Source organism: Pseudomonas vancouverensis, assembly GCF_004348895.1.
Classification (GTDB): Bacteria; Pseudomonadota; Gammaproteobacteria; order Pseudomonadales; family Pseudomonadaceae; genus Aquipseudomonas; species Aquipseudomonas vancouverensis.
Map to the genome: position 1 here is coordinate 122,543 of NZ_RRZK01000030.1, position 19,366 is coordinate 141,908.

The following is a 19,366-nucleotide window of genomic DNA, read 5'->3' on the forward strand; positions in this document are numbered from 1 at the left end:
TGATGCGTCGTCGTGCGACGCTGCTGCAACGCCTGCACATCGACGGCCCGTTGCTGATCCTGTTGCTGACCCTCGCGGCCGGCAGCCTGTTCGTCCTCTATTCCGCCAGCGGCAAGAGCTGGGACTTGCTGGCCAAACAGGCCACTTCGTTCGGTATCGGCCTGGTGTCGATGATCGTCATTGCCCAGTTCGAGCCGCGGTTCATGGCCCGCTGGGTACCGCTGGGCTACGTGATAGGCGTGGTCCTGCTGGTGGTGGTGGACATCATGGGCCACAACGCCATGGGTGCGACCCGCTGGATCAACATTCCCGGGGTGATCCGCTTCCAGCCTTCGGAGTTCATGAAGATCCTGATGCCGGCGACCATTGCCTGGTACTTGTCCAAGCGCACGCTGCCGCCGCAGCTCAAGCATGTCGGCGTCAGCCTGATGCTGATTGGCGTGCCGTTCATCCTCATCGTGCGCCAGCCGGATCTTGGCACCTCGCTGCTGATTCTGGCCGGCGGCGCGTTCGTGCTGTTCATGGGTGGCTTGCGCTGGCGCTGGATTCTCAGCGTGCTGGCCGCTGCGATCCCGGTGGCGATTGCCATGTGGTTCTTCATCATGCACGACTACCAGAAGCAGCGAATCCTGACCTTCCTCGATCCGGAGAGCGATCCGCTCGGTACCGGCTGGAACATCATCCAGTCCAAGGCGGCCATCGGTTCCGGCGGTGTTTTCGGCAAGGGTTGGCTGCTCGGTACCCAGTCGCACCTGGACTTCCTGCCGGAAAGCCACACCGACTTCATCATTGCGGTGATGGGCGAAGAGTTCGGCCTGGTGGGCATTTGCGCGCTGTTGCTGATTTACCTGTTGTTGATTGGTCGTGGCCTGGTGATCACCGCCCAGGCCCAAACGTTGTTCGGCAAATTGCTCGCCGGCAGCCTGACCATGACGTTTTTTGTTTATGTTTTCGTCAACATCGGTATGGTCAGTGGCCTGTTGCCGGTGGTGGGGGTGCCGTTGCCATTCATTAGCTACGGAGGAACTTCGCTGGTGACGCTGCTGTCAGCGTTTGGGGTTTTGATGTCGATCCATACCCATCGTAAGTGGATCGCACAGGTTTGAATAAGGTGAAGAGTTCAATGCAAGTAATGCGTGGCTGGGCGACTCGATACGCGCCATGGGTCGGCCTGGTAAGCATCCTTGGCACAGTGCAGGAAGCATTGGCCGGCGATTACGAAGGTTCACCCCAGGTGGCCGAATTCGTCGGTGAAATGACCCGCGATTATGGCTTCGCCGGTGAACAGTTGATGGGGGTGTTCCGCGAAGCCGAACGCAAACAGGCGATTCTGGACGCCATCTCCAGGCCCGCCGAGCGGGTCAAGCAGTGGAACGAATATCGACCGATGTTCATCACCGACGCGCGCATCGCTCGCGGTGTCGACTTCTGGCGCCAACATGAGGCGGTGCTGGCCCGTGCCGAACAGGAATACGGTGTACCGGCCCAGGTGATTGTCTCGATCATCGGCGTGGAAACCTTTTTCGGACGTAATACCGGCAATTACCGGGTAATCGATGCTTTATCGACCTTGGGTTTCGACTATCCTCCCCGTGCCGAATTTTTCCGCAAGGAACTGCGTGAGTTCCTGCTGCTGGCCCGTGAAGAACAGATCGACCCGTTGACGCTCAAGGGCTCCTACGCTGGCGCGATGGGTTTGCCGCAGTTCATGCCGAGCAGTTTTCGCGCGTATGCGGTGGATTTTGACGGTGACGGTCATATCAACATCTGGACCAACCCGGACGATGCAATCGGCAGCGTCGCCAGTTATTTCAAGCGCCATGGCTGGGTCGCCGGCGAACCGGTGGTCAGTCGCGCCGACGTCCGCGGCGATCAGGTCGACAGCGGTTTGACCACCGGCATCGAACCGACGAAAACCGTTGGGGAGTTGCGAGCCTTGGGGTGGTCAAGTCATGATGCGCTGCGCGATGATATGCCGGTGACCGCTTTCCGCCTGGAAGGCGACAATGGCCCCGAGTACTGGATGGGCCTGAAGAATTTTTACGCGATCACGCGTTATAACCGCAGCGTGATGTACGCCATGGCCGTACATCAGTTGTCTGAACAGCTGGTCCAAGCACGGGGCGTCAAGTAATGCGGGCATTGCCTAAGAGTAAACCCCTGAAGCTGATGGCATTCGCCGCGCTGGCGGTGCTGGTCGCCAGTTGTTCGACCAGCCGTTCGCCATCGCAGAAAAGCTCATCGACCGCCGTGCGTTCGCAGCCGGGCCTGGACATCAACCGGGCCCACAAGGATGGCGCGCCGTGGTGGGACGTCGATGTCTCGCGTATCCCTGACGCCACGCCGACCCTGCACACGGGCCCCTACAAGGCCAACCCGTACACCGTGCTGGGCAAGACCTACTTCCCGCTGCAAGAGTCCAAGACTTATGTGGCTTCGGGTACCGCGTCCTGGTATGGCACCAAGTTTCACGGGCAGAACACTGCCAACGGCGAGGTCTATGACCTGTACGGCATGAGTGCCGCACACAAGACGCTACCACTGCCAAGTTACGTTCGGGTGACCAACCTGGACAACAACAAGAGCGTGATCCTGCGGGTCAACGATCGCGGGCCGTTCTACTCGGACCGGATCATCGACCTGTCCTACGCTGCCGCCAAGAAGCTCGGTTACGCCGAAATCGGCACCGCGCGGGTCAAGGTCGAGGGTATCGATCCGCAGGCTTATTGGGCGGCCAAAGGCCGTCCGGCGCCTTTGATGCTCAACGAGCCGCAAGTCGCGCAGAATAGCGCCCCGGTGATCACGGCTTCGGCCGGCACCGTTGAACAATGGACGCCACCGCCGCAGCAACACGCGGCTGCGGTCGTGCCTGTGCAGCTTGATGCAAAAAAAAACGCTTCTGTACCAGCCTCTGGCCAGTATCTGCAGGTGGGCGCGTTCGCCAACCCGGACGCTGCAGAGCTCCTGAGATCGAAGCTCAGCGGGATGGTGAGCGCTCCGGTGTTCATCAGCTCGATCGTGCGCAACCAGCAGACTCTGCATCGGGTTCGACTGGGGCCGATCGGATCGCCGGGTGAAATCCAGCAAGTGCAGAACAGTGTGCGCATGGCCAACCTCGGTTCGCCGAGCGTTGTCACCGAGTAAGGCACTGCGCAGTACGTAGAACTTGATTGATGGTTCGCTTGCAGTTGGGGGGCGAACCAGGTTGTTGACTCGTTGAAGAACAAAAACCCGGCAAAGGGTGACTGGAGTGAGCAACTGAACACGCGATAACCCGTTAGAAGGTTATTTGATTAGTTTTGTCCGCAAGGACAGTTTCCATTAGCGATTTCGAGAGACGGATGAACATCACCACCTTTGCCAAACGCCTGTTCCTGTTAGTCCCGCTGCTTCTCTCACCTGCCGCGTTCGCGGCCGAGATGATGCCTTCGCCACCGCAACTGGCCGCCAAGGCCTACGTGCTCATGGATGCCAGCAGCGGCAACGTGCTGGTCGAGAACAACGGTGACCAGCGTCTGCCGCCAGCGAGCCTGACCAAGCTGATGACCGCGTACATCGCGACCCTGGAAATCCGTCGTGGCCAGATCGGCGAGAACGACCCAGTGACCGTCAGCGAAAACGCCTGGCGTACCGGCGGTTCGCGGATGTTCATCAAGGTCGGTTCGCAGGTGACTGTCAGCGACCTGCTGCACGGCATCATCATCCAGTCGGGTAACGACGCTTCCGTTGCGCTGTCCGAGCACATCGCCGGCAGCGAAGACGCGTTCGCCGACCTGATGAACAAGACTGTCGCCGATCTGGGCATGACCAACTCGCACTTCATGAACCCGACCGGTCTGCCGAACCCTGAGCACTATTCGTCGGCTCATGACATGGCGGTCCTGGCTCGCGCGATCATCCACGAAGACCCGGCTCACTACGCGATCTACTCGCAGAAAGAGTTCTTCTGGAACGGTATCAAGCAACCTAACCGCAACCTGCTGCTGTGGCGTGACAAGACCGTTGACGGTCTGAAAACCGGTCACACCGACGAAGCCGGTTACTGCATGGTGTCTTCGGCCGTTCGTGACGGCATGCGCCTGATCGCCGTGGTGTTCGGCACCAACAGCGAAGTGGCTCGTGCTGCCGAAACCCAGAAGCTGCTGACTTACGGTTTCCGCTTCTTCGAAACCCAGACCTTCTACCAGAAGGGCACTGAACTGGCCCAGGCGCCTGTCTGGAAAGGTGCGACCAACCAGGTCAAAGCCGGCCTGGCTGAAGACCTGACCATGACCCTGCCGAAAGGTCAGCTGAAGAAGCTGGCTGCCAGCATGACCATGAACCCGCAACTGGTTGCGCCAATCGCCAAAGGCGACGTGATCGGCAAGGTCGAAGTGAAGCTGGACGACAAAGTGGTGCACAGCGCTGATCTGATCGCTCTGGACGCCGTCGAGGAAGGTGGTATCTTCCGCCGCATGTGGGATAGCATCCGTCTATTCTTCTACGGCTTGTTCAACTGATTGAGTGTTGACCTGCATGGCCCCGTTCCAGTCCGGATCGGGGCCGTGTGCGTTACCACGGCTTACGCATACGAGGCCGTTACGCCATGACCGATACCGAAGTAAAGGCGCCAAAGATCGAATTCCCCCAGACTGATTATCCGGTTAAGGTGATCTGCGATACGGGCGCAGGCAACAAAGACAAGATCATCGAAATCGTCAAGAAGTACGCGACGATCAACGATACACGTGTCGATGAACGTCAAAGCAGCAACGGCAAGTACACCACCATTCAGTTGCACATCGTCGCGACCGACCAGGACCAGCTGTACAACATCAACAGCTTTCTGCGCGCTACCGGTTTTGTGCACATGGTGCTGTGATGTCCGGCACGCTGGGCTTTCGTGAGCTCGGCCAGATGGCTTACGAGCCGGTCTGGCATGCCATGCAACGCTTCACCAACGAACGGGGCAGCACTGCGCCGGACGAGATCTGGCTGGTGGAACATCCTCCGGTGTTCACCCAGGGCCAGGCCGGCAAGGCCGAACACCTGCTGCTTCCCGGGGATATCCCGGTGGTGCAGGTCGACCGTGGTGGTCAGGTGACTTACCACGGCCCTGGTCAACTGGTGGCTTATCTGCTGCTGGATGTGCGCAAGCTGGGGTTTGGCGTGCGCGACCTGGTGACCCGGATGGAGCAATGCCTGATCGAGCTGCTCGCCAGTTATGGCGTCACGGCAGCGGCCAAGCCCGATGCACCGGGTGTCTACGTCGACGGGGCAAAAATTGCTTCGCTGGGCCTGCGGATCCGCCACGGTTGTTCCTTTCACGGCCTGGCCCTGAACGTGGACATGAACCTGGAGCCGTTTCGACGGATTAATCCCTGCGGCTACGCCGGGCTGGCAATGACCCAGCTGAGCGATCACGCAGGATCGATTGAATTTGCCGAGGTAAGTGCCCGGCTGCGCGCGCAGCTCGTCAAACACCTCGACTATGCTGAGCAGACGACCCTAACGGGCGGAATCGACTGATATGACTACTGATGCAGTGCAAACCATGATCCCGACGCTTGATGTCACCGAGCGTCCGGCCCCGCGTGCCAAGGTTGAAGCCGGCGTCAAGCTGCGCGGCGCCGAGAAGGTTGCACGCATCCCGGTGAAGATCATTCCGACCACCGAACTGCCCAAGAAGCCTGACTGGATTCGTGTGCGCATTCCGGTTTCCCCGGAAGTCGACCGCATCAAGGCCCTGCTGCGCAAGCACAAGCTGCACAGCGTCTGCGAAGAAGCCTCCTGCCCGAACCTGGGCGAATGCTTCTCCGGTGGCACCGCGACTTTCATGATCATGGGTGACATCTGCACCCGTCGTTGCCCGTTCTGCGACGTTGGCCACGGCCGTCCGAAGCCACTGGACGTCAACGAGCCGGAAAGCCTGGCCATCGCCATCGCCGACCTGAAACTCAAATACGTGGTGATCACCTCGGTGGACCGCGACGACCTGCGTGACGGTGGTGCCCAGCACTTTGCCGACTGCATCCGCGAAATCCGCAAGCTGTCGCCGAACGTGCAGCTCGAGACCCTGGTCCCGGACTACCGTGGCCGTATGGACATCGCCCTGGAAATCACCGCTGCCGAGCCGCCGGATGTGTTCAACCACAACCTGGAAACCGTACCGCGCCTGTACAAGGCCGCGCGTCCGGGTTCGGACTATCAGTGGTCGCTGACCCTGCTGCAGCGCTTCAAGCAGATGATGCCGCACATTCCGACCAAATCCGGCTTGATGCTGGGCCTGGGCGAAACCGACGAAGAAGTCATCGAAGTCATGAAGCGCATGCGCGAACACGACATCGACATGCTGACCCTCGGCCAATACCTGCAGCCGTCCCGCAGCCACTTGCCGGTCCAGCGTTTCGTGCACCCGGACACCTTCGCCTGGTTCGCCGAGGAAGGTTACAAGATGGGCTTCAAGAACGTCGCTTCCGGCCCGTTGGTGCGTTCTTCGTACCACGCGGACGAGCAGGCGAAGCTGGTCAAGGCCGAACTGCTCGGCGCCTGATCGGTTGTGAACACAAGCGCCCGCCAGGTTGCAAAACCTTGCGGGCGTTTTTATGCCTGGCCTACGGCAACGGCCGATCTTTCCTTCAACCTGCGAGGCAACTGACCCACTTCAGTTTGTCCTCATTCCTGACTACTGTGTGCTGAAGCATTTACACAGGGAGATTCACGGATGACCGTTCGACCGACCCACACCCTTTGTCCTCACACCCCGGTTCCGGCGCTGCCGTCGGAAGGTTTGATCGGGGTTATCGCGCCCGCGGGGCCTGCGCCCCTGGACACCGACAAAGCCGTGCAATGGATGCGCGCCCGGGGTTATGCATTGAAAGTGTTTCCCGGGGTGTATGAAAAGGATGGTTACCTGGCTGGCAGCGATGAGGTGCGCCTTGGCGACCTGCACGCGGCGTTCGCCGACAAGGAGGTCGACGCGATTATCTGCCTGCGCGGCGGTTACGGCACGCCAAGGCTGCTGGATCGCATCGATTTCCAGTTGCTGCGCGACAATGCCAAGCCGTTCATCGGCTACAGCGACATCACCGCCGTGCATCTGGCCATCAGCCGCTATGCAGGCTTCGTCACCTTTCATGGGCCATTGCTCAATGCCGACATTCTTGGCGACAGGCAGCCGCCAACCGAAGCGTCCTTTTTCAATATGCTGAGGGGGCAGGTGAGGGCGGGTACAGCACTGCCCCATCCGGTGGCCTATCCACTGACCACGATCGAGCCTGGCATTGCCCATGGGCGCTTGCTGGGGGGCAATCTGTCGATGATTGCCGCGACCATGGGTACGCCTTACGAGATCGAGGCCGAGGGCGGCATTCTGTTTATCGAAGACATCAACGAACCGCTGTATCGGATTGATCGCCTGCTGACGCATCTACGCCTGGCAGGCACGCTGAACAAGCTGCGCGGTGTCTTGGTGGGTGATGTGGCAGGGGTTGAGAAGACAGCGCTGGAGCGCTTGCTCAAGCAGACGTTCGCACCGTTGCGGATTCCGGTGCTGTCCGGCTGGCGCAGTGGTCACTGCGATCCGAACCTGACGCTGCCGCTGGGGGCACTGGTCAGGCTGGATGCGGGGAACAAGGAGTTGTTGCTGGAGCAGGATGTGGTGGTCAGGCGTTAGATCTTCATCGCTTGAGAGTCCGTCATCGCGAGCTGGCCCGCTTCCACACTGGATGTGTGTACGACACACAGTCAGCGTGGAAGCGGGCCAGCTCCGAGGGACGATCCGACGGCATTAGCCCTGCATCGGCTTAACGGCTACGCAATCCTTCCAGCAGCTTGTGCGTCGGATAGCCATCCGCCGGCCAGCCAAACGACTGCTGGGCACTGCGAATCGCCTTGCGGGTGTTGGCGCCGATGATGCCATCGGGGTTGCCGGCATCGTAGTTCTGCGCACTCAACAGGTTCTGCAGCTCAATACGCTCACTGCGACTCAGCGGCAGGTCATCTTTCGGCCAGGTACCACTGATCAGGCCGGCACCGTCGAAACGTTCCGACAGCAGGGCCACTGCCAGTGCATAGGACGAAGAGTTGTTGTACTTGAGGATCGCACGGAAGTTGTCGAGCACCAGGAAGGCCGGGCCACGATAACCGGCTGGCAGCAACAATGCCGCCGACAACTGGTCGGCCCCGGCCGGCACCTGGCGGTTGTTCGGCAAGGTGATCCCCAGCTGTCGCCATTCGGCGACAGTCTTGCGAATCGTGCCATCGGCCAACACGTAGTTGAAGTTGCCCGGTAGCTGGACCTCGAACCCCCATGGCTGGCCTTTCTGCCAGCCCGAGCTTTGCAGGTAGTGCGCGGTCGAGGCCAGGGCATCGGTGGCGCTGCCCCAGATGTCGCGGCGTCCGTCGCCGTCGAAATCCACCGCGTGAGTATTGTAGGTGGTCGGAATGAACTGGGTCTGGCCCATGGCTCCGGCCCAGGAGCCGAGCATTTTTTCCGGTTCGATATCGCCTTGCTGCAGGATCTGCAGGGCAGCAATCAACTGCGCATGGGCGAACGCCGGGCGACGTCCTTCATACGCCAGGGTGGCCAGTGAGTTGATCACCGACTTGTTGCCCTGGAACTGGCCGAAATTGCTTTCCATGCCCCACACCGCGACCAGCGCCTGGCGATCAACGCCATAACGCTGCTCGATGCTTTGCAGGATGCCGTCGTACTGACTGATCAGCGACTGACCCTTGCGTACCCGCAGTGGTGACAGCGCACCATCGAGGTATTCCCACACCGGGCGCGAGAATTCAGGTTGGCTGCGATCGGCACGGATCACGCTGGGATCGAAACTGACATTGGCGAACGCGCGATCGAACACGTCGGCACGGATACCAGCGGCCAGTGCGTCCTTGCGAAAACCGGCCTGCCATTCAGTGAACGTCTGAGTGGGCTGGATATCGAGGGACTCGCCGTCTGGAACGACAGGCGGGATGACGGCCGGTGCGGTGGCCAGAGGAGGCGTCTGAAGCGGCTGGGCGTCTGCGGCGGTAGGTTTCTCCGCGCAAGCGACAAGCAAAATGAGGCTGGAGGCAGCGATCAATTGGCGCAGGTGCCAACGACGGGGAAGACAAAAGGGCATGCACGGGTCCAGGAAATTCAAATCAGATGCAGACCTTAACATGTAGAAGGGGTGTTTCGCTTTACGCGACCAGAAAGTAAGAAGCCTCCCAGTTGTCAGACTGGAAGGCTTCGCGGCGGTAGCTGCCTTTGCCCTTGCCGGGACGCTCCTGGCGGCTGCGGAACAATGGCTGGGCGATGATGGATTTGGCCTTGTTGGGGCCGCGTTTGGACGGCTTTTTGCTCATGATGATCTCTCGCAGGTGGGGAGTTTTTGCGAGGCAGATCATCGGCCGAAGTTGTGCGCCTGTCCATAGGACGAATGGGCGAAAGTGTTGCCGGACGCCGGACTTATTCAGCGGGCAACGTCAATCGCTGGCCGGCCATCAACAATGACAGGCGACTCAGACTCATCCACGGTGAACCGGCAGCCTGGCCTTTGATCTGTGCGTCGATGCGTTGTGCTTCGAGCAACAGTTGCGCCCAGCGTTGCGCCGAGTAGCGCTGCAGGGCTTTGCTCATCAGCGGTTTGCGTTTGTCCCAGACGGGTGGCTTGGCCTGGCTGAAGGCTTTGTCCAGCGGCGTGCCCTGGCTGTATTGCAGGGAAATATTGGCCAGCAGTCGCAGCTCCCGGGCCAGTGCCCAGAGGATGACCGGTGGTTCGACACCTTCGCCACGCAGACCTTCGAGCATGCGCAGGGCATGGGCCGCTTCGCCGTTGAGGATCGCATCGGTCAAACCGAAAACGTCAAAGCGCGCACTGTCAGCCACCGCGGCCTGCACGGTTTCAACGGTAATCTGGCCACCTTCGGCCATCAGCTTGAGCTTTTCGATTTCCTGGGCGGCGGCGAGCAGGTTGCCTTCGACGCGAGCTGCAATCAGTTCAACCGCGTCCTGGCTGGCGGACAGTCCGGCCTGGGACAGGCGCTGACGGATCCAGCTCGGCAACTGGCTGGCATCCACCGGCCAGATCTGCACGAACTGGGTCTGGGCCCCTTCGACCAGCGCCTTGCCCCACTTGGTTTTCTGCGCGCTGCCATCGAGCTTCGGCAGGCTGATCAGCAATACCGTGTCTTCGGCGGGGCGAGAACAGTACTCAATCAATGCGGCGGCGCCCTTATCCCCAGGTTTACCGGAGGGCAGGCGCAGCTCAAGAAGGCGTTTTTCGGCGAACAGTGACATGCTGGCGCCGGCTTGCAACAAGGTCCCCCAGTCGAAACTGGCATCGGCGGCAAAGACCTGGCGCTCATCGAAACCCTGTTGGCGGGCGGCGGCGCGAACAGCGTCGGCGGCCTCCTGGCACAGCAGCGGGTCGTCACCACTGATGATGTAGACCGGCGCAAGCGTACCTTGCAGGTGTTTGGCGAGTTGGGCGGGGGCGAGTTTCATAAGAGAGGGCAAACGGGGCGCCTGGGCGCCCCATCAGTCTTACTGCTGCTGCAGTTCGACAGGCGACTGACGCGGAGTGTTCGCTTCAGCCTTCTGCGCCGCTTCCAGTGCCGCAGCGTCAGCCTTGGCTTTGGCTTCGGCGGTCTGCTGCAACTGATCCAGCTGGGCCGGAGTCAGTTGTTGCAGGCGCAGGACCATGCGCTGGATCAGCTCACGACGGGTTTCCACGCGAGCAGTGGCGGCTTCCTGGTCAGAACCCACCAGGTTGTTGCCGTCGTGAATGAAGATTTTCTGCACTTCAAGCTTGTCGCTCATCAGTGGCAGGTCGCCACGACCGCGGATGTCGTAGTTCAGTACGGTGGTCACCTGGTACTCGCCAGTACGACCGGCACCGGCGTAGCTGAGGATGCGTTGGTTCTCTTGCTCATCGGTCAGCACCAGTTTGTAAGGTGCACCGCTGTAGACCTTGACGCCGCTGCCTTCGAGCACCTGGCGCATTTGCGTCACGGTTTCGCCGTAAGCGTTACGGGCGCTCAGGTCGAGCTCCTTGATCGCCAGTTCGGTGGTACCGGTACCGCGCAGCTGGAAACCGCAGGCACTCAGCAGAACAGCGAGGCCCATCACCAGCAGATTGCGTTTGATCATCTTGTTGCTCCCCTTGAAACCATGTGGGCCGATCGAACGGCCCGAAAGGTTTTACATGGCGCCGGGCTCACCCGGCGCCCGATCCAATTAGCTGGCGACGATATTGACCAGTTTCCCGGGCACTACGATCACTTTGCGAATGGTCAGACCGTCAACAAAACGCAGGACGTTTTCGTTGGCGCGGGCGGCCGCTTCGACTTCTTCGCGGCTGGCGGTGGCTGGCATGTCGATGTGTCCACGCAGCTTGCCGTTGACCTGAATCACCAGTTGCAGGCTGTCCTGTACCAGTGCGCTTTCATCCACTGCAGGCCAGCCGGCGTCGATCACCGGATCAACGTGGCCCAATTGCTTCCACAGCTCGTGGCTGATGTGCGGAGTGATAGGCGCCAGCAGCAAGGTCACGGCTTCCAGACCTTCCTGAACCAGTGCGCGATCCTGTTCGCTGGCTTGCGCGGCTTTTTCCAGCACGTTCATCAGCGTCATCACCTGGGCGATGGCCGTGTTGAATTTGTGGTTCTGGCCGACGTCGTGGCTGGCTTGCTTGATCGCCAGGTGAATCGAGCGACGCACGGCTTTCTGTTCGTCGTTCAGGCCGGCAATGTCGAGTTGGCCCGGCAGGCCCTGGGTGACGTGAGCCTGGGCCAGGCGCCAGACGCGCTTGAGGAAACGGTGCGAACCTTCGACGCCGGAGTCGGACCATTCCGCGCTCATGTCGGGTGGCGAGGCGAACATCATGAACAGGCGGCAGGTGTCGGCGCCGAACTGATCGATCATCGACTGTGGGTCGACGCCGTTGTTCTTCGACTTGGCCATCTTCTCGGTGCCACCGATTTCCACCGGCAGGCCGTCGGATTTCAACTTGGCGCTGATGACCTTGGCTTTGCTGTCGCGCTCGAGCTCGACGTCCGCCGGGTTGAACCAGGTGTAGGCACCGTTGGCTTCGCGACGGTAGTAGGTCTCGGCGATCACCATGCCCTGGGTCAGCAGGTTCTTGAACGGTTCGTCGGAGCTCACCAGGCCTTCGTCACGCATCAGCTTGTGGAAGAAGCGCGCGTAGAGCAGGTGAAGGATGGCGTGCTCGATGCCGCCGATGTACTGATCCACCGGCAACCAGTGATCGGCCGCGGATTTTTCCACCAGACCGCCTTCGAAGTGCGGCGAGGCGTAGCGGGCGTAGTACCACGAGGACTCGACGAAGGTGTCCATGGTGTCGGTTTCGCGCTTGGCCGGCTGACCGCATTTCGGGCAGATGCACTCGTAGAACTCGGGCATGCGCGCCAGAGGCGAACCGGCGCCATCGGGCACCACGTCTTCCGGCAGAACCACTGGCAATTGATCTTCCGGAACCGGTACATCACCGCAGGTTTTGCAGTGGATGATCGGGATCGGGCAGCCCCAGTAGCGCTGGCGGCTGATGCCCCAGTCGCGCAGGCGGAACTGGGTGCGCGAAGCGCCAAGGTTTTTCTTGATCAGCGCGACTTCCATCGCATCGAAGGCGCCGGCGAAGTCCAGGCCATCGAACTCACCGGAGTTGATCAGCGTGCCGTGCTCGCCATAGGCGTCTTGCCATGGCGCCGGGTTGGTCTCGCCGGAGCTGGTGCGCACCACCGATTTGATCGGCAGGTTGTACTTGTGGGCGAACTCGAAATCGCGCTCGTCGTGAGCAGGGACCGCCATCACCGCGCCGTCGCCGTAGTGCATCAGCACGTAGTTGGCGACCCACACCGGCAGTTTTTCACCGGTCAGCGGGTGCTCGACGAACAGACCGGTTGGCAGGCCTTTTTTCTCCTGGGTGGCGACATCGGCTTCGGCGACGCTGCCGCCCTTGCATTCGGCGATGAACGCCTGCAGCTCAGGATTGTTCTTGGCAGCGAGGGCCGCCAGGTGGTGTTCGGCGGCCACGGCGACATAAGTCGCGCCCATCAGGGTGTCCGGACGGGTGGTGAAGACTTTCAGGGTGCCCGCTTCGCCGATGGAGTCGACGTTGTACGGGAACTGCACTTCCATGCCACGGGACTTGCCGATCCAGTTGCGCTGCATGGTCTTGACCTGTTCAGGCCAGCCCGGCAGGTTGTCGAGGCTCTCCAGCAGCTCATCCGCGTAGGCGGTGATCTTGAAGTAGTACATCGGGATTTCGCGCTTTTCGATCAGCGCGCCGGAACGCCAGCCGCGACCGTCGATCACTTGTTCGTTGGCCAGAACGGTCTGGTCAACCGGGTCCCAGTTCACGGTGCCGCTTTTCTTGTAGATCACACCTTTTTCGAACAGGCGAGTGAACAGCCATTGTTCCCAGCGGTAGTAATCAGGCTTGCAGGTGGTCACTTCACGCGACCAGTCCACCGCCAGGCCCAGGCTGCGCAGCTGGGACTTCATGTAGGCGATGTTTTCGTAGGTCCACTTGGCGGGCGCTACGTTGTTCTTCATCGCGGCGTTTTCCGCCGGCATGCCGAAGGCGTCCCAACCCATGGGTTGCAGAACGTTCTTGCCTTGCATGCGCTGGTAGCGGGAGATCACGTCGCCGATGGTGTAGTTGCGCACGTGCCCCATGTGTAGCTTGCCGCTTGGGTATGGGAACATCGACAGGCAGTAGTAAGTCTCCTTGCCTGGCTGTTCACTGACTTCAAAGGACTTTTGCTCGTCCCAGAACGACTGGGCGGCGGCTTCGATTTCACGGGGCTGATATTGTTCGTGCATGGCTACTTTTGAACTGAATAGGGGTGGCCTAATCCTCTTCAATGCAACGCTGGACGCTGATCACGCCGTGTTGGCGATTTCGATGCCCAGCCGAGCTGGAAGTGGAGTTACAGGAAGCGCCGTAGCATACATGACCGCACTCTATCGAGGGAAACCCTGATTGCGCCCGCGCGTCTTGTGAAAAACGCTGGAAGGGCCGTTGGTCGCGGCGTTCAGCCGGTTTGTCGATGGAAGCTAAGCTCTAACTGGGGAGTAGGTCTTATCTTCCAATGAGGTGAGGGATGGTTGAGTCACGGCAAAAAGCAACAAAACCGGAGCTGTACGAAAGGCTGATCGATCGTTTGGGCATGGCCTTGGAAGCGGCAAAAACCGCTGGCCGGTTACGCGACGAACGTCCTCTGGAACTGGAACTGCGTGGCCTGAGCCCCGCAGAGTTTGCGTTGGTCAAGGCGTATCTGGATCGCAGTGAACGCGAGACCCATGGATGCCTGTCAGAAGCGGTAAAACAACTGGAGGCACCCCGTTCGGCCAAGATCATCTGGCTCAAGGACAAGGTCCCCGGCAGAGACGCGGTAAAGGTCCGGTCTTTGCAGTTCAAGTAGGGCGCAGAGCCGTGCTCCATGGTTTTTTGAAGCATAGTCCTTTCGTATTTATTGTCGCATCGCGCCAACCCACATAGGCTTCGGGCATCTTCTGGAGATGCTCGATGCCTTTTCGTTACTTCTTAAAACAATTGCTGCTGCCTCCCGGCATTCTATTGCTGCTGCTTTTGTGTGCCTGGTGGTTGCGCCGTTCAAGGCCGAGACTGGCCGGTGTGTGTTTTGCCCTGGGGTTGGGTGGGCTCTGGCTGACCAGTCTGCCAATTGTGGTGCAGTGGAGTGCCAGGCTACTGGAGAGTGAACCGGCGTTGCCACGGCAGGAATGGGCCACCCTGAGCCAGCGCGCCGATGCCATCGTGGTACTGGGCTCGGGTCGAGAGCGAGGCGATTCGGCCTGGGGCACGGACCAGCCGACCGGGATCGGCCTGCAGCGCGAACGCTATGCGGCACGCCTGGCCAAAGCCTCAGGCCTGCCGGTACTGACCAGCGGTGGACTGCATTACGGTACGCCGCCCAGTGAAGCGCAGTTGATGGCTGACTCCCTGCGCGATGACTTTGGCGTGACCGTACGCTGGCAGGAAGGCGAGAGCCGTACCACCTGGGAGAATGCTCAATTCACCGCAAAGATGTTGTTGCCCCAAGGCATCAAACGGGTGGTCGTGGTCACTCAGGCCGCGCACATGCCGCGCTCGGTCTGGAGTTTTCGTCAGGCCGGATTTGAAGTGGTGCCCGCGCCGGTAGGGTTTCTCGGCGGCGACAACGCCAGGCCGCTGGGCGGCTGGATGCCGGAGTTCAAGTCGATCTGGGAGAGTGGGCAGTTGATGAATGAAGCAGTGGGTCAGATCGGCTATTCGCTTTTCTATCGCTGAACATCTATTCCTGTGGCGAGGGAGCTTGCTCCCGCTGGCCTGCGAAGCAGGCCCATAGCGTTTGCGACTGCTGCGCAGCCGAACGGCAGCAAGCGCCCTCGCCACAAGTGTCCGATATCGACTGTCAGACCGTCTTGGCCATGCGGCTGGCAATCAGTGCCCAACCGAACAACAGCACACAGAGTACGATCAGCGGCCACGAACGCCATTGCAGATACGGCGTCAGGTTGTGCATCGGCACCACCTCGCCATACAGAATGCCGCGCTCGAACTGCGGGATCTGTGCAGTGATCTGACCGAACGGGTTGATCAGGCCGGAAACACCGTTGTTGGTGGCACGGATCATCCAGCGGCCGGCTTCCAGTGCGCGCATCTGCGCCATCTGCAAGTGTTGCAGCGGCCCGATGGAAGTGCCGAACCAGGTGTCGTTGCTGATGGTCAGCAACAGGTCGCTGCGAGCGGAAAGGCCTGCGGCGAAATCCGGATACACCACTTCGTAGCAGATGAACGGCGCAATCTGGTAGCCCTTGGCTTGCAGCAATGGCTGGTCGGCCGGGCCGCGGGCGAAGTCCGACATCGGCAGATCGAAGAAGGCGATCAGCCCGCGCAGTACGTCCTGCAACGGCACGTATTCACCGAAGGGCACCAGTTTCTGCTTCAGGTAGGTGCCGTCGCCTTCACCGACTACCGTGATGCCGTTGAAGAAGCGCTTTTCGTGGCGGACTTCCTGGCGAATCGGTACGCCGGTAATCAACGCGGATTTACGCTCGGCAGCGAAGTTACCCATCATGTTCAGGTAGCCCTCGGCGGACTCCTTGAGCACGGGGACTGCCGTTTCCGGCCAGATCAGCAAGTCGACCGGTTTGGAGGTGAAACTCATGTCGCGGTACAACGCCAGCTGCGCATTGAGCTGTGCCGGGTCCCATTTCATGCTTTGTTCGACGTTGCCCTGGATCGCAGCGACGCTCAAGGGCGCGCCTGAAGGGCTGGTCCAGGCGTGATGCTTGAGCGCCATGCCGGCAACCCACGGGCCAACCAGCAGCACTGCACCGGCGGCGATGAAACCTTTGCGTCCGCCGCGAATCAGGCGCAAGCCGTTGTAGATCAGCGCTGCCGTCAGAGCCAGGGTGAAGGAAATCAGCCACATGCCGCCTACAGGCGCCAGTCCGGTCAACGGACCGTCGAGTTGGCTGTAGCCGGAATAGAGCCACGGGAAACCGGTGAGAAACCAGCCGCGAAACGCTTCCTGGCCAACCCACAGCGCTGCAAACGCTAGAGCATCGGCCAGCGGCGCTTCATTGCGCCGCAGCCAACGCGCCCAGACCCAGGCGGGCAGGGCAAAAAACCAGGCAATCGCCGCCGTGAACAGCAGCATCAGGAAGCCGGCCAGCAGCACCGACGCACCGCCGAAGTGGTGAATGCTGTAGTAGATCCAGCTGGTGCCGGCGCCGAACAGGCCGAAGCCGAAACACCAGCCGCGACCCAGGGCCTGACGGGGGCTCAGCTCGCGCAAGCCGGCATAGAACAGGCCGACGGCAAGCAACGCCAATGGCCAGATATCGAACGGCGCCAGGGCCAGGGTGGTGATTGCACCGGCCGCCACGGCCAGCAGGTTACCGGGCCAGCCGGGGCGGTTTATCCAGCGCATTTCAATCCTTAGCGAGCAATGGGCGTCAGGCGCAACAAGTGAATACGCCGGCTGTCGGCGTTGAGGATGCGGAAGCGGTACGGGCCGATTTCCGTGATTTCATTGCGTTTTGGCAGGTGGCCGAACGCACTCATCACCAGGCCGCCGACAGTATCGAATTCGTCGTCGGAAAACTCGCTGTCGAAGAACTCGTTGAAGTTTTCGATGGGTGTCAGGGCCTTGATCAGGAAGTCACCGCTGGGCAGCGGCTTGATGTAGCTGTCTTCCTCGACGTCATGCTCGTCTTCGATGTCGCCAACGATCTGCTCCAGCACGTCTTCGATGGTCACAAGGCCAGCCACGCCGCCGTACTCGTCGATGACGATGGCCATGTGGTTGTGGTTGGCGCGGAACTCCCGCAGCAACACGTTCAGGCGCTTGGACTCCGGAACGAAGGTGGCCGGGCGCAGCAGGTCCTTGATGTTGAAGCTGTCGCCGTTCTCCTTGAGGATCAACGGCAGCAAGTCCTTGGCCAGTAACACGCCCATCACGTCATCGTGGCTTTCGCCGATCACCGGGTAGCGGGAGTGGGCCGAGTCGAGCACGGCAGGCAGGAACTCGCGAGGTGTCTGGGTCGCCTTGATGCTGACCATCTGCGAGCGCGGGACCATGATGTCGCGTACTTGCAGGTCAGCCACCTGGATGGCGCCTTCGACGATGGCCAGCGCTTCGCTGTCCAACAGTTTGTTCTGGTGTGCGTCGCGCAGCAGCTCCAGCAGCTCCTGGCGGTTCTTCGGCTCGTGGGCAAAAGCCTGGGTGAGCTTACCCAGCCATGACTTCTGCCCGTTGCTCGATCGATCTTCGCTCATAGCGATTACTCTGAATCCTTTGTTGTTTTGGTAAGGGGGACATCTGCTTCGTCGTCCGCGTACGGATCGGGAAAGCCCAGTTCAGCAAGCAACGTTCGTTCCAGTGCTTCCATCTCTTCGGCTTCGTCGTCATCAATATGGTCGTAACCCAGTAGATGCAAGCAGCCGTGAATCACCAGGTGGGCCCAATGAGCGTTCAGTGCCTTGCCTTGTTCGGCGGCTTCGCGTTCGACCACGGCCACGCAGATCACCAGATCGCCCAGCAGCGGAATGTCGAGAAACTCGTCAGGCACGTCCGCCGGGAATGACAAGACGTTAGTTGCGTAATCCTTTTGCCGCCAGGTGTGGTTCAGCTCACGGCCTTCGGCTTCGTCGACCAGGCGAATGGTCATCTCGGAGTCGGCGGTACGCTGGCGCAGGGCCAGTTCGCACCATTGGCGGAACTCGGCTTCGCTGGGGGCGGACGCCTGGGTCGCGATTTGCAGGTCAAGCTCAAGCATCGCGGCGGCTATCCTTGGCGGCTGCATCATCGGCCGCTTTGGTTTCGAAGCGCTCGTAGGCTTCGACAATCCTCTGCACCAGTGGATGGCGCACGACGTCCTTGGGCTGGAAGTGGGTGAAGCTGATGCCCGGTACGTCCTTGAGCACTTCAATCACGTGATGCAAACCGGACTTGGTACCACGCGGCAGGTCGACCTGGGTGATGTCGCCGGTGATGACCGCCGTTGAGCCGAAGCCGATCCGGGTGAGGAACATTTTCATCTGTTCGACCGTGGTGTTCTGGCTTTCGTCGAGGATGATGAAGCTGTTATTCAGCGTCCGGCCACGCATGTAGGCCAGTGGTGCGACTTCGATGACCTGACGCTCGATCAGCTTGGCCACGTATTCGAAGCCGAGCATTTCGTAGAGTGCGTCATAGAGCGGGCGCAGGTACGGGTCGATCTTCTGCGACAGGTCGCCGGGCAGGAAGCCGAGCTTTTCACCCGCTTCGACTGCCGGACGAACCAGCAGGATGCGGCGGATCTGCTCGCGCTCCAGGGCATCGACGGCGCAGGCAACGGCCAGGTAAGTCTTGCCGGTACCGGCCGGACCGATGCCGAAGTTGATGTCGTTACCGAGGATTTCCTTGACGTAGCGCAGCTGATTCAAGCCGCGCGGGCGAATCATGCCTTTCTTGGTGCGCAGGGCGACGGAGGCTTCAGCAGGGGAGTGGTTGTCCAGCGCTTCGACGGCCGATTCCTGCAGGAACAGGTGAACCATGTCCGGCGACAGCTCGGTACCTTTGGTTTCCCGGTACAGGCGGCGCAGGAGGTTTTCCGCGGAGGTGGTGTGTTTGGGCTCGCCGATCAGTTCGAACTGGTTTCCGCGGTTGCGGATCTCGATGGTCAGGCGCTGTTCGATCAAGCGCAGGTGCTCGTCGAATTGCCCGCACAGATTGGCGAAGCGGCGAGCTTCAAAAGGCTCGAGGATGAAACGATGTGGTTCTATGGGTGCGTTCAAGGTCGTATTTAGCCGCCCTGGGGCAATTAAGGTGAAATCAAGGATAACGCCAGTGGCGTGGGTGCGAAAGCTCTTAAATAATCCCCAGT

19 protein-coding genes are annotated in these 19,366 nt (G+C 60.5%); 10 read left to right on the top strand and 9 right to left on the bottom strand.

What is annotated here, in order from left to right; all coding sequences use genetic code 11:
* The first annotated feature begins 2 nt into the window (after positions 1-2).
* The 8 genes from rodA (at position 3) to EIY72_RS22780 (ending at position 7,654) form a co-directional block, all read left to right on the top strand.
* Complete coding sequence (gene rodA, locus EIY72_RS22745) at positions 3-1,106, top strand: rod shape-determining protein RodA (RefSeq protein WP_093230810.1); 1,104 nt, start codon at positions 3-5, stop codon at positions 1,104-1,106.
* A gap of 17 nt (positions 1,107-1,123) precedes the next feature.
* Positions 1,124-2,134: a lytic murein transglycosylase B gene (gene mltB, locus EIY72_RS22750; protein ID WP_093229870.1), complete on the top strand. Its 1,011-nt coding sequence runs from the start codon at positions 1,124-1,126 to the stop codon at positions 2,132-2,134.
* Entirely contained in the window at positions 2,134-3,144 is a 1,011-nt protein-coding gene (locus EIY72_RS22755) for a septal ring lytic transglycosylase RlpA family protein (RefSeq protein ID WP_093229873.1), read from the top strand. The genes mltB and EIY72_RS22755 overlap by 1 nt, the downstream gene beginning before the upstream one ends.
* A gap of 197 nt (positions 3,145-3,341) precedes the next feature.
* Positions 3,342-4,499, top strand: a complete 1,158-nt coding sequence (locus EIY72_RS22760; protein WP_093229876.1) for a D-alanyl-D-alanine carboxypeptidase family protein — start codon at positions 3,342-3,344, stop codon at positions 4,497-4,499.
* 86 nt (positions 4,500-4,585) lie between these two features.
* Entirely contained in the window at positions 4,586-4,861 is a 276-nt protein-coding gene (locus tag EIY72_RS22765; RefSeq protein ID WP_093229879.1) for a DUF493 domain-containing protein, read from the top strand.
* Positions 4,861-5,508, top strand: coding sequence for a lipoyl(octanoyl) transferase LipB (gene lipB, locus EIY72_RS22770; RefSeq protein ID WP_093229882.1), 648 nt, complete (start codon positions 4,861-4,863; stop codon positions 5,506-5,508). The genes EIY72_RS22765 and lipB overlap by 1 nt, the downstream gene beginning before the upstream one ends.
* Position 5,509: 1 nt before the next feature.
* Positions 5,510-6,532, top strand: a complete 1,023-nt coding sequence (gene lipA, locus EIY72_RS22775) for a lipoyl synthase (protein WP_093229885.1) — start codon at positions 5,510-5,512, stop codon at positions 6,530-6,532.
* Positions 6,533-6,703: 171 nt separating this feature from the next.
* On the top strand, positions 6,704-7,654 hold the full coding sequence (locus tag EIY72_RS22780) for a S66 peptidase family protein (RefSeq protein ID WP_093229888.1): 951 nt from the start codon (positions 6,704-6,706) through the stop codon (positions 7,652-7,654).
* A gap of 130 nt (positions 7,655-7,784) precedes the next feature.
* Here the strand turns inward: EIY72_RS22780 and EIY72_RS22785 are convergent, their stop codons facing one another.
* The 5 genes from EIY72_RS22785 to leuS all read right to left on the bottom strand — a co-directional run bounded on the left by EIY72_RS22785 (position 7,785) and on the right by leuS (position 13,813).
* Complete coding sequence (locus EIY72_RS22785) at positions 7,785-9,107, bottom strand: lytic murein transglycosylase (RefSeq protein WP_093229891.1); 1,323 nt, start codon at positions 9,105-9,107, stop codon at positions 7,785-7,787.
* Between the two features lie 61 nt (positions 9,108-9,168).
* Positions 9,169-9,333, bottom strand: coding sequence for an alternative ribosome rescue factor ArfA (gene arfA, locus EIY72_RS22790; protein WP_093229894.1), 165 nt, complete (start codon positions 9,331-9,333; stop codon positions 9,169-9,171).
* A 103-nt stretch (positions 9,334-9,436) separates the two neighbouring features.
* Positions 9,437-10,474, bottom strand: coding sequence for a DNA polymerase III subunit delta (holA, locus tag EIY72_RS22795; RefSeq protein WP_093229897.1), 1,038 nt, complete (start codon positions 10,472-10,474; stop codon positions 9,437-9,439).
* A 39-nt stretch (positions 10,475-10,513) separates the two neighbouring features.
* On the bottom strand, positions 10,514-11,119 hold the full coding sequence (locus EIY72_RS22800; protein WP_093229900.1) for an LPS-assembly lipoprotein LptE: 606 nt from the start codon (positions 11,117-11,119) through the stop codon (positions 10,514-10,516).
* A gap of 87 nt (positions 11,120-11,206) precedes the next feature.
* The gene (gene leuS, locus EIY72_RS22805; RefSeq protein ID WP_093229903.1) at positions 11,207-13,813 is read right to left on the bottom strand and encodes a leucine--tRNA ligase; all 2,607 of its coding nucleotides are present in this window, start codon (positions 13,811-13,813) and stop codon (positions 11,207-11,209) included.
* Positions 13,814-14,094: 281 nt separating this feature from the next.
* Between leuS and EIY72_RS22810 the strand changes: the two genes are divergently transcribed.
* Entirely contained in the window at positions 14,095-14,415 is a 321-nt protein-coding gene (locus tag EIY72_RS22810) for a hypothetical protein (protein WP_093229906.1), read from the top strand.
* Between the two features lie 104 nt (positions 14,416-14,519).
* Positions 14,520-15,281 (top strand): YdcF family protein, encoded by a 762-nt coding sequence (locus EIY72_RS22815; RefSeq protein ID WP_093229909.1) that lies wholly within the window; start codon positions 14,520-14,522, stop codon positions 15,279-15,281.
* A 124-nt stretch (positions 15,282-15,405) separates the two neighbouring features.
* On the opposite strand, the gene lnt is transcribed toward EIY72_RS22815, so the two are convergent.
* From lnt to EIY72_RS22835, 4 genes are read right to left on the bottom strand one after another with little or no spacing between them, the layout of a single operon-like run.
* On the bottom strand, positions 15,406-16,929 hold the full coding sequence (gene lnt, locus EIY72_RS22820) for an apolipoprotein N-acyltransferase (RefSeq protein WP_093229912.1): 1,524 nt from the start codon (positions 16,927-16,929) through the stop codon (positions 15,406-15,408).
* 8 nt (positions 16,930-16,937) lie between these two features.
* The gene (locus tag EIY72_RS22825) at positions 16,938-17,777 is read right to left on the bottom strand and encodes an HlyC/CorC family transporter (RefSeq protein WP_093229915.1); all 840 of its coding nucleotides are present in this window, start codon (positions 17,775-17,777) and stop codon (positions 16,938-16,940) included.
* 5 nt (positions 17,778-17,782) lie between these two features.
* Positions 17,783-18,277, bottom strand: a complete 495-nt coding sequence (ybeY, locus tag EIY72_RS22830) for an rRNA maturation RNase YbeY (RefSeq protein ID WP_093229918.1) — start codon at positions 18,275-18,277, stop codon at positions 17,783-17,785.
* Complete coding sequence (locus EIY72_RS22835) at positions 18,270-19,277, bottom strand: PhoH family protein (protein ID WP_093229921.1); 1,008 nt, start codon at positions 19,275-19,277, stop codon at positions 18,270-18,272. Before EIY72_RS22835 ends, ybeY begins: the two co-directional genes overlap by 8 nt.
* Between the last annotated feature and the right edge of the window lie 89 nt (positions 19,278-19,366).

Coding starts and splice junctions, on each gene's coding strand:
- rodA (WP_093230810.1), top strand. CDS start 3: ATGCGTCGTCGTGCGACGCTGCTGCAACGCCTGCACATCGACGGCCCG.
- mltB (WP_093229870.1), top strand. CDS start 1,124: ATGCAAGTAATGCGTGGCTGGGCGACTCGATACGCGCCATGGGTCGGC.
- EIY72_RS22755 (WP_093229873.1), top strand. CDS start 2,134: ATGCGGGCATTGCCTAAGAGTAAACCCCTGAAGCTGATGGCATTCGCC.
- EIY72_RS22760 (WP_093229876.1), top strand. CDS start 3,342: ATGAACATCACCACCTTTGCCAAACGCCTGTTCCTGTTAGTCCCGCTG.
- EIY72_RS22765 (WP_093229879.1), top strand. CDS start 4,586: ATGACCGATACCGAAGTAAAGGCGCCAAAGATCGAATTCCCCCAGACT.
- lipB (WP_093229882.1), top strand. CDS start 4,861: ATGTCCGGCACGCTGGGCTTTCGTGAGCTCGGCCAGATGGCTTACGAG.
- lipA (WP_093229885.1), top strand. CDS start 5,510: ATGACTACTGATGCAGTGCAAACCATGATCCCGACGCTTGATGTCACC.
- EIY72_RS22780 (WP_093229888.1), top strand. CDS start 6,704: ATGACCGTTCGACCGACCCACACCCTTTGTCCTCACACCCCGGTTCCG.
- EIY72_RS22785 (WP_093229891.1), bottom strand. CDS start 9,107: ATGCCCTTTTGTCTTCCCCGTCGTTGGCACCTGCGCCAATTGATCGCT.
- arfA (WP_093229894.1), bottom strand. CDS start 9,333: ATGAGCAAAAAGCCGTCCAAACGCGGCCCCAACAAGGCCAAATCCATC.
- holA (WP_093229897.1), bottom strand. CDS start 10,474: ATGAAACTCGCCCCCGCCCAACTCGCCAAACACCTGCAAGGTACGCTT.
- EIY72_RS22800 (WP_093229900.1), bottom strand. CDS start 11,119: ATGATCAAACGCAATCTGCTGGTGATGGGCCTCGCTGTTCTGCTGAGT.
- leuS (WP_093229903.1), bottom strand. CDS start 13,813: ATGCACGAACAATATCAGCCCCGTGAAATCGAAGCCGCCGCCCAGTCG.
- EIY72_RS22810 (WP_093229906.1), top strand. CDS start 14,095: ATGGTTGAGTCACGGCAAAAAGCAACAAAACCGGAGCTGTACGAAAGG.
- EIY72_RS22815 (WP_093229909.1), top strand. CDS start 14,520: ATGCCTTTTCGTTACTTCTTAAAACAATTGCTGCTGCCTCCCGGCATT.
- lnt (WP_093229912.1), bottom strand. CDS start 16,929: ATGCGCTGGATAAACCGCCCCGGCTGGCCCGGTAACCTGCTGGCCGTG.
- EIY72_RS22825 (WP_093229915.1), bottom strand. CDS start 17,777: ATGAGCGAAGATCGATCGAGCAACGGGCAGAAGTCATGGCTGGGTAAG.
- ybeY (WP_093229918.1), bottom strand. CDS start 18,277: ATGCTTGAGCTTGACCTGCAAATCGCGACCCAGGCGTCCGCCCCCAGC.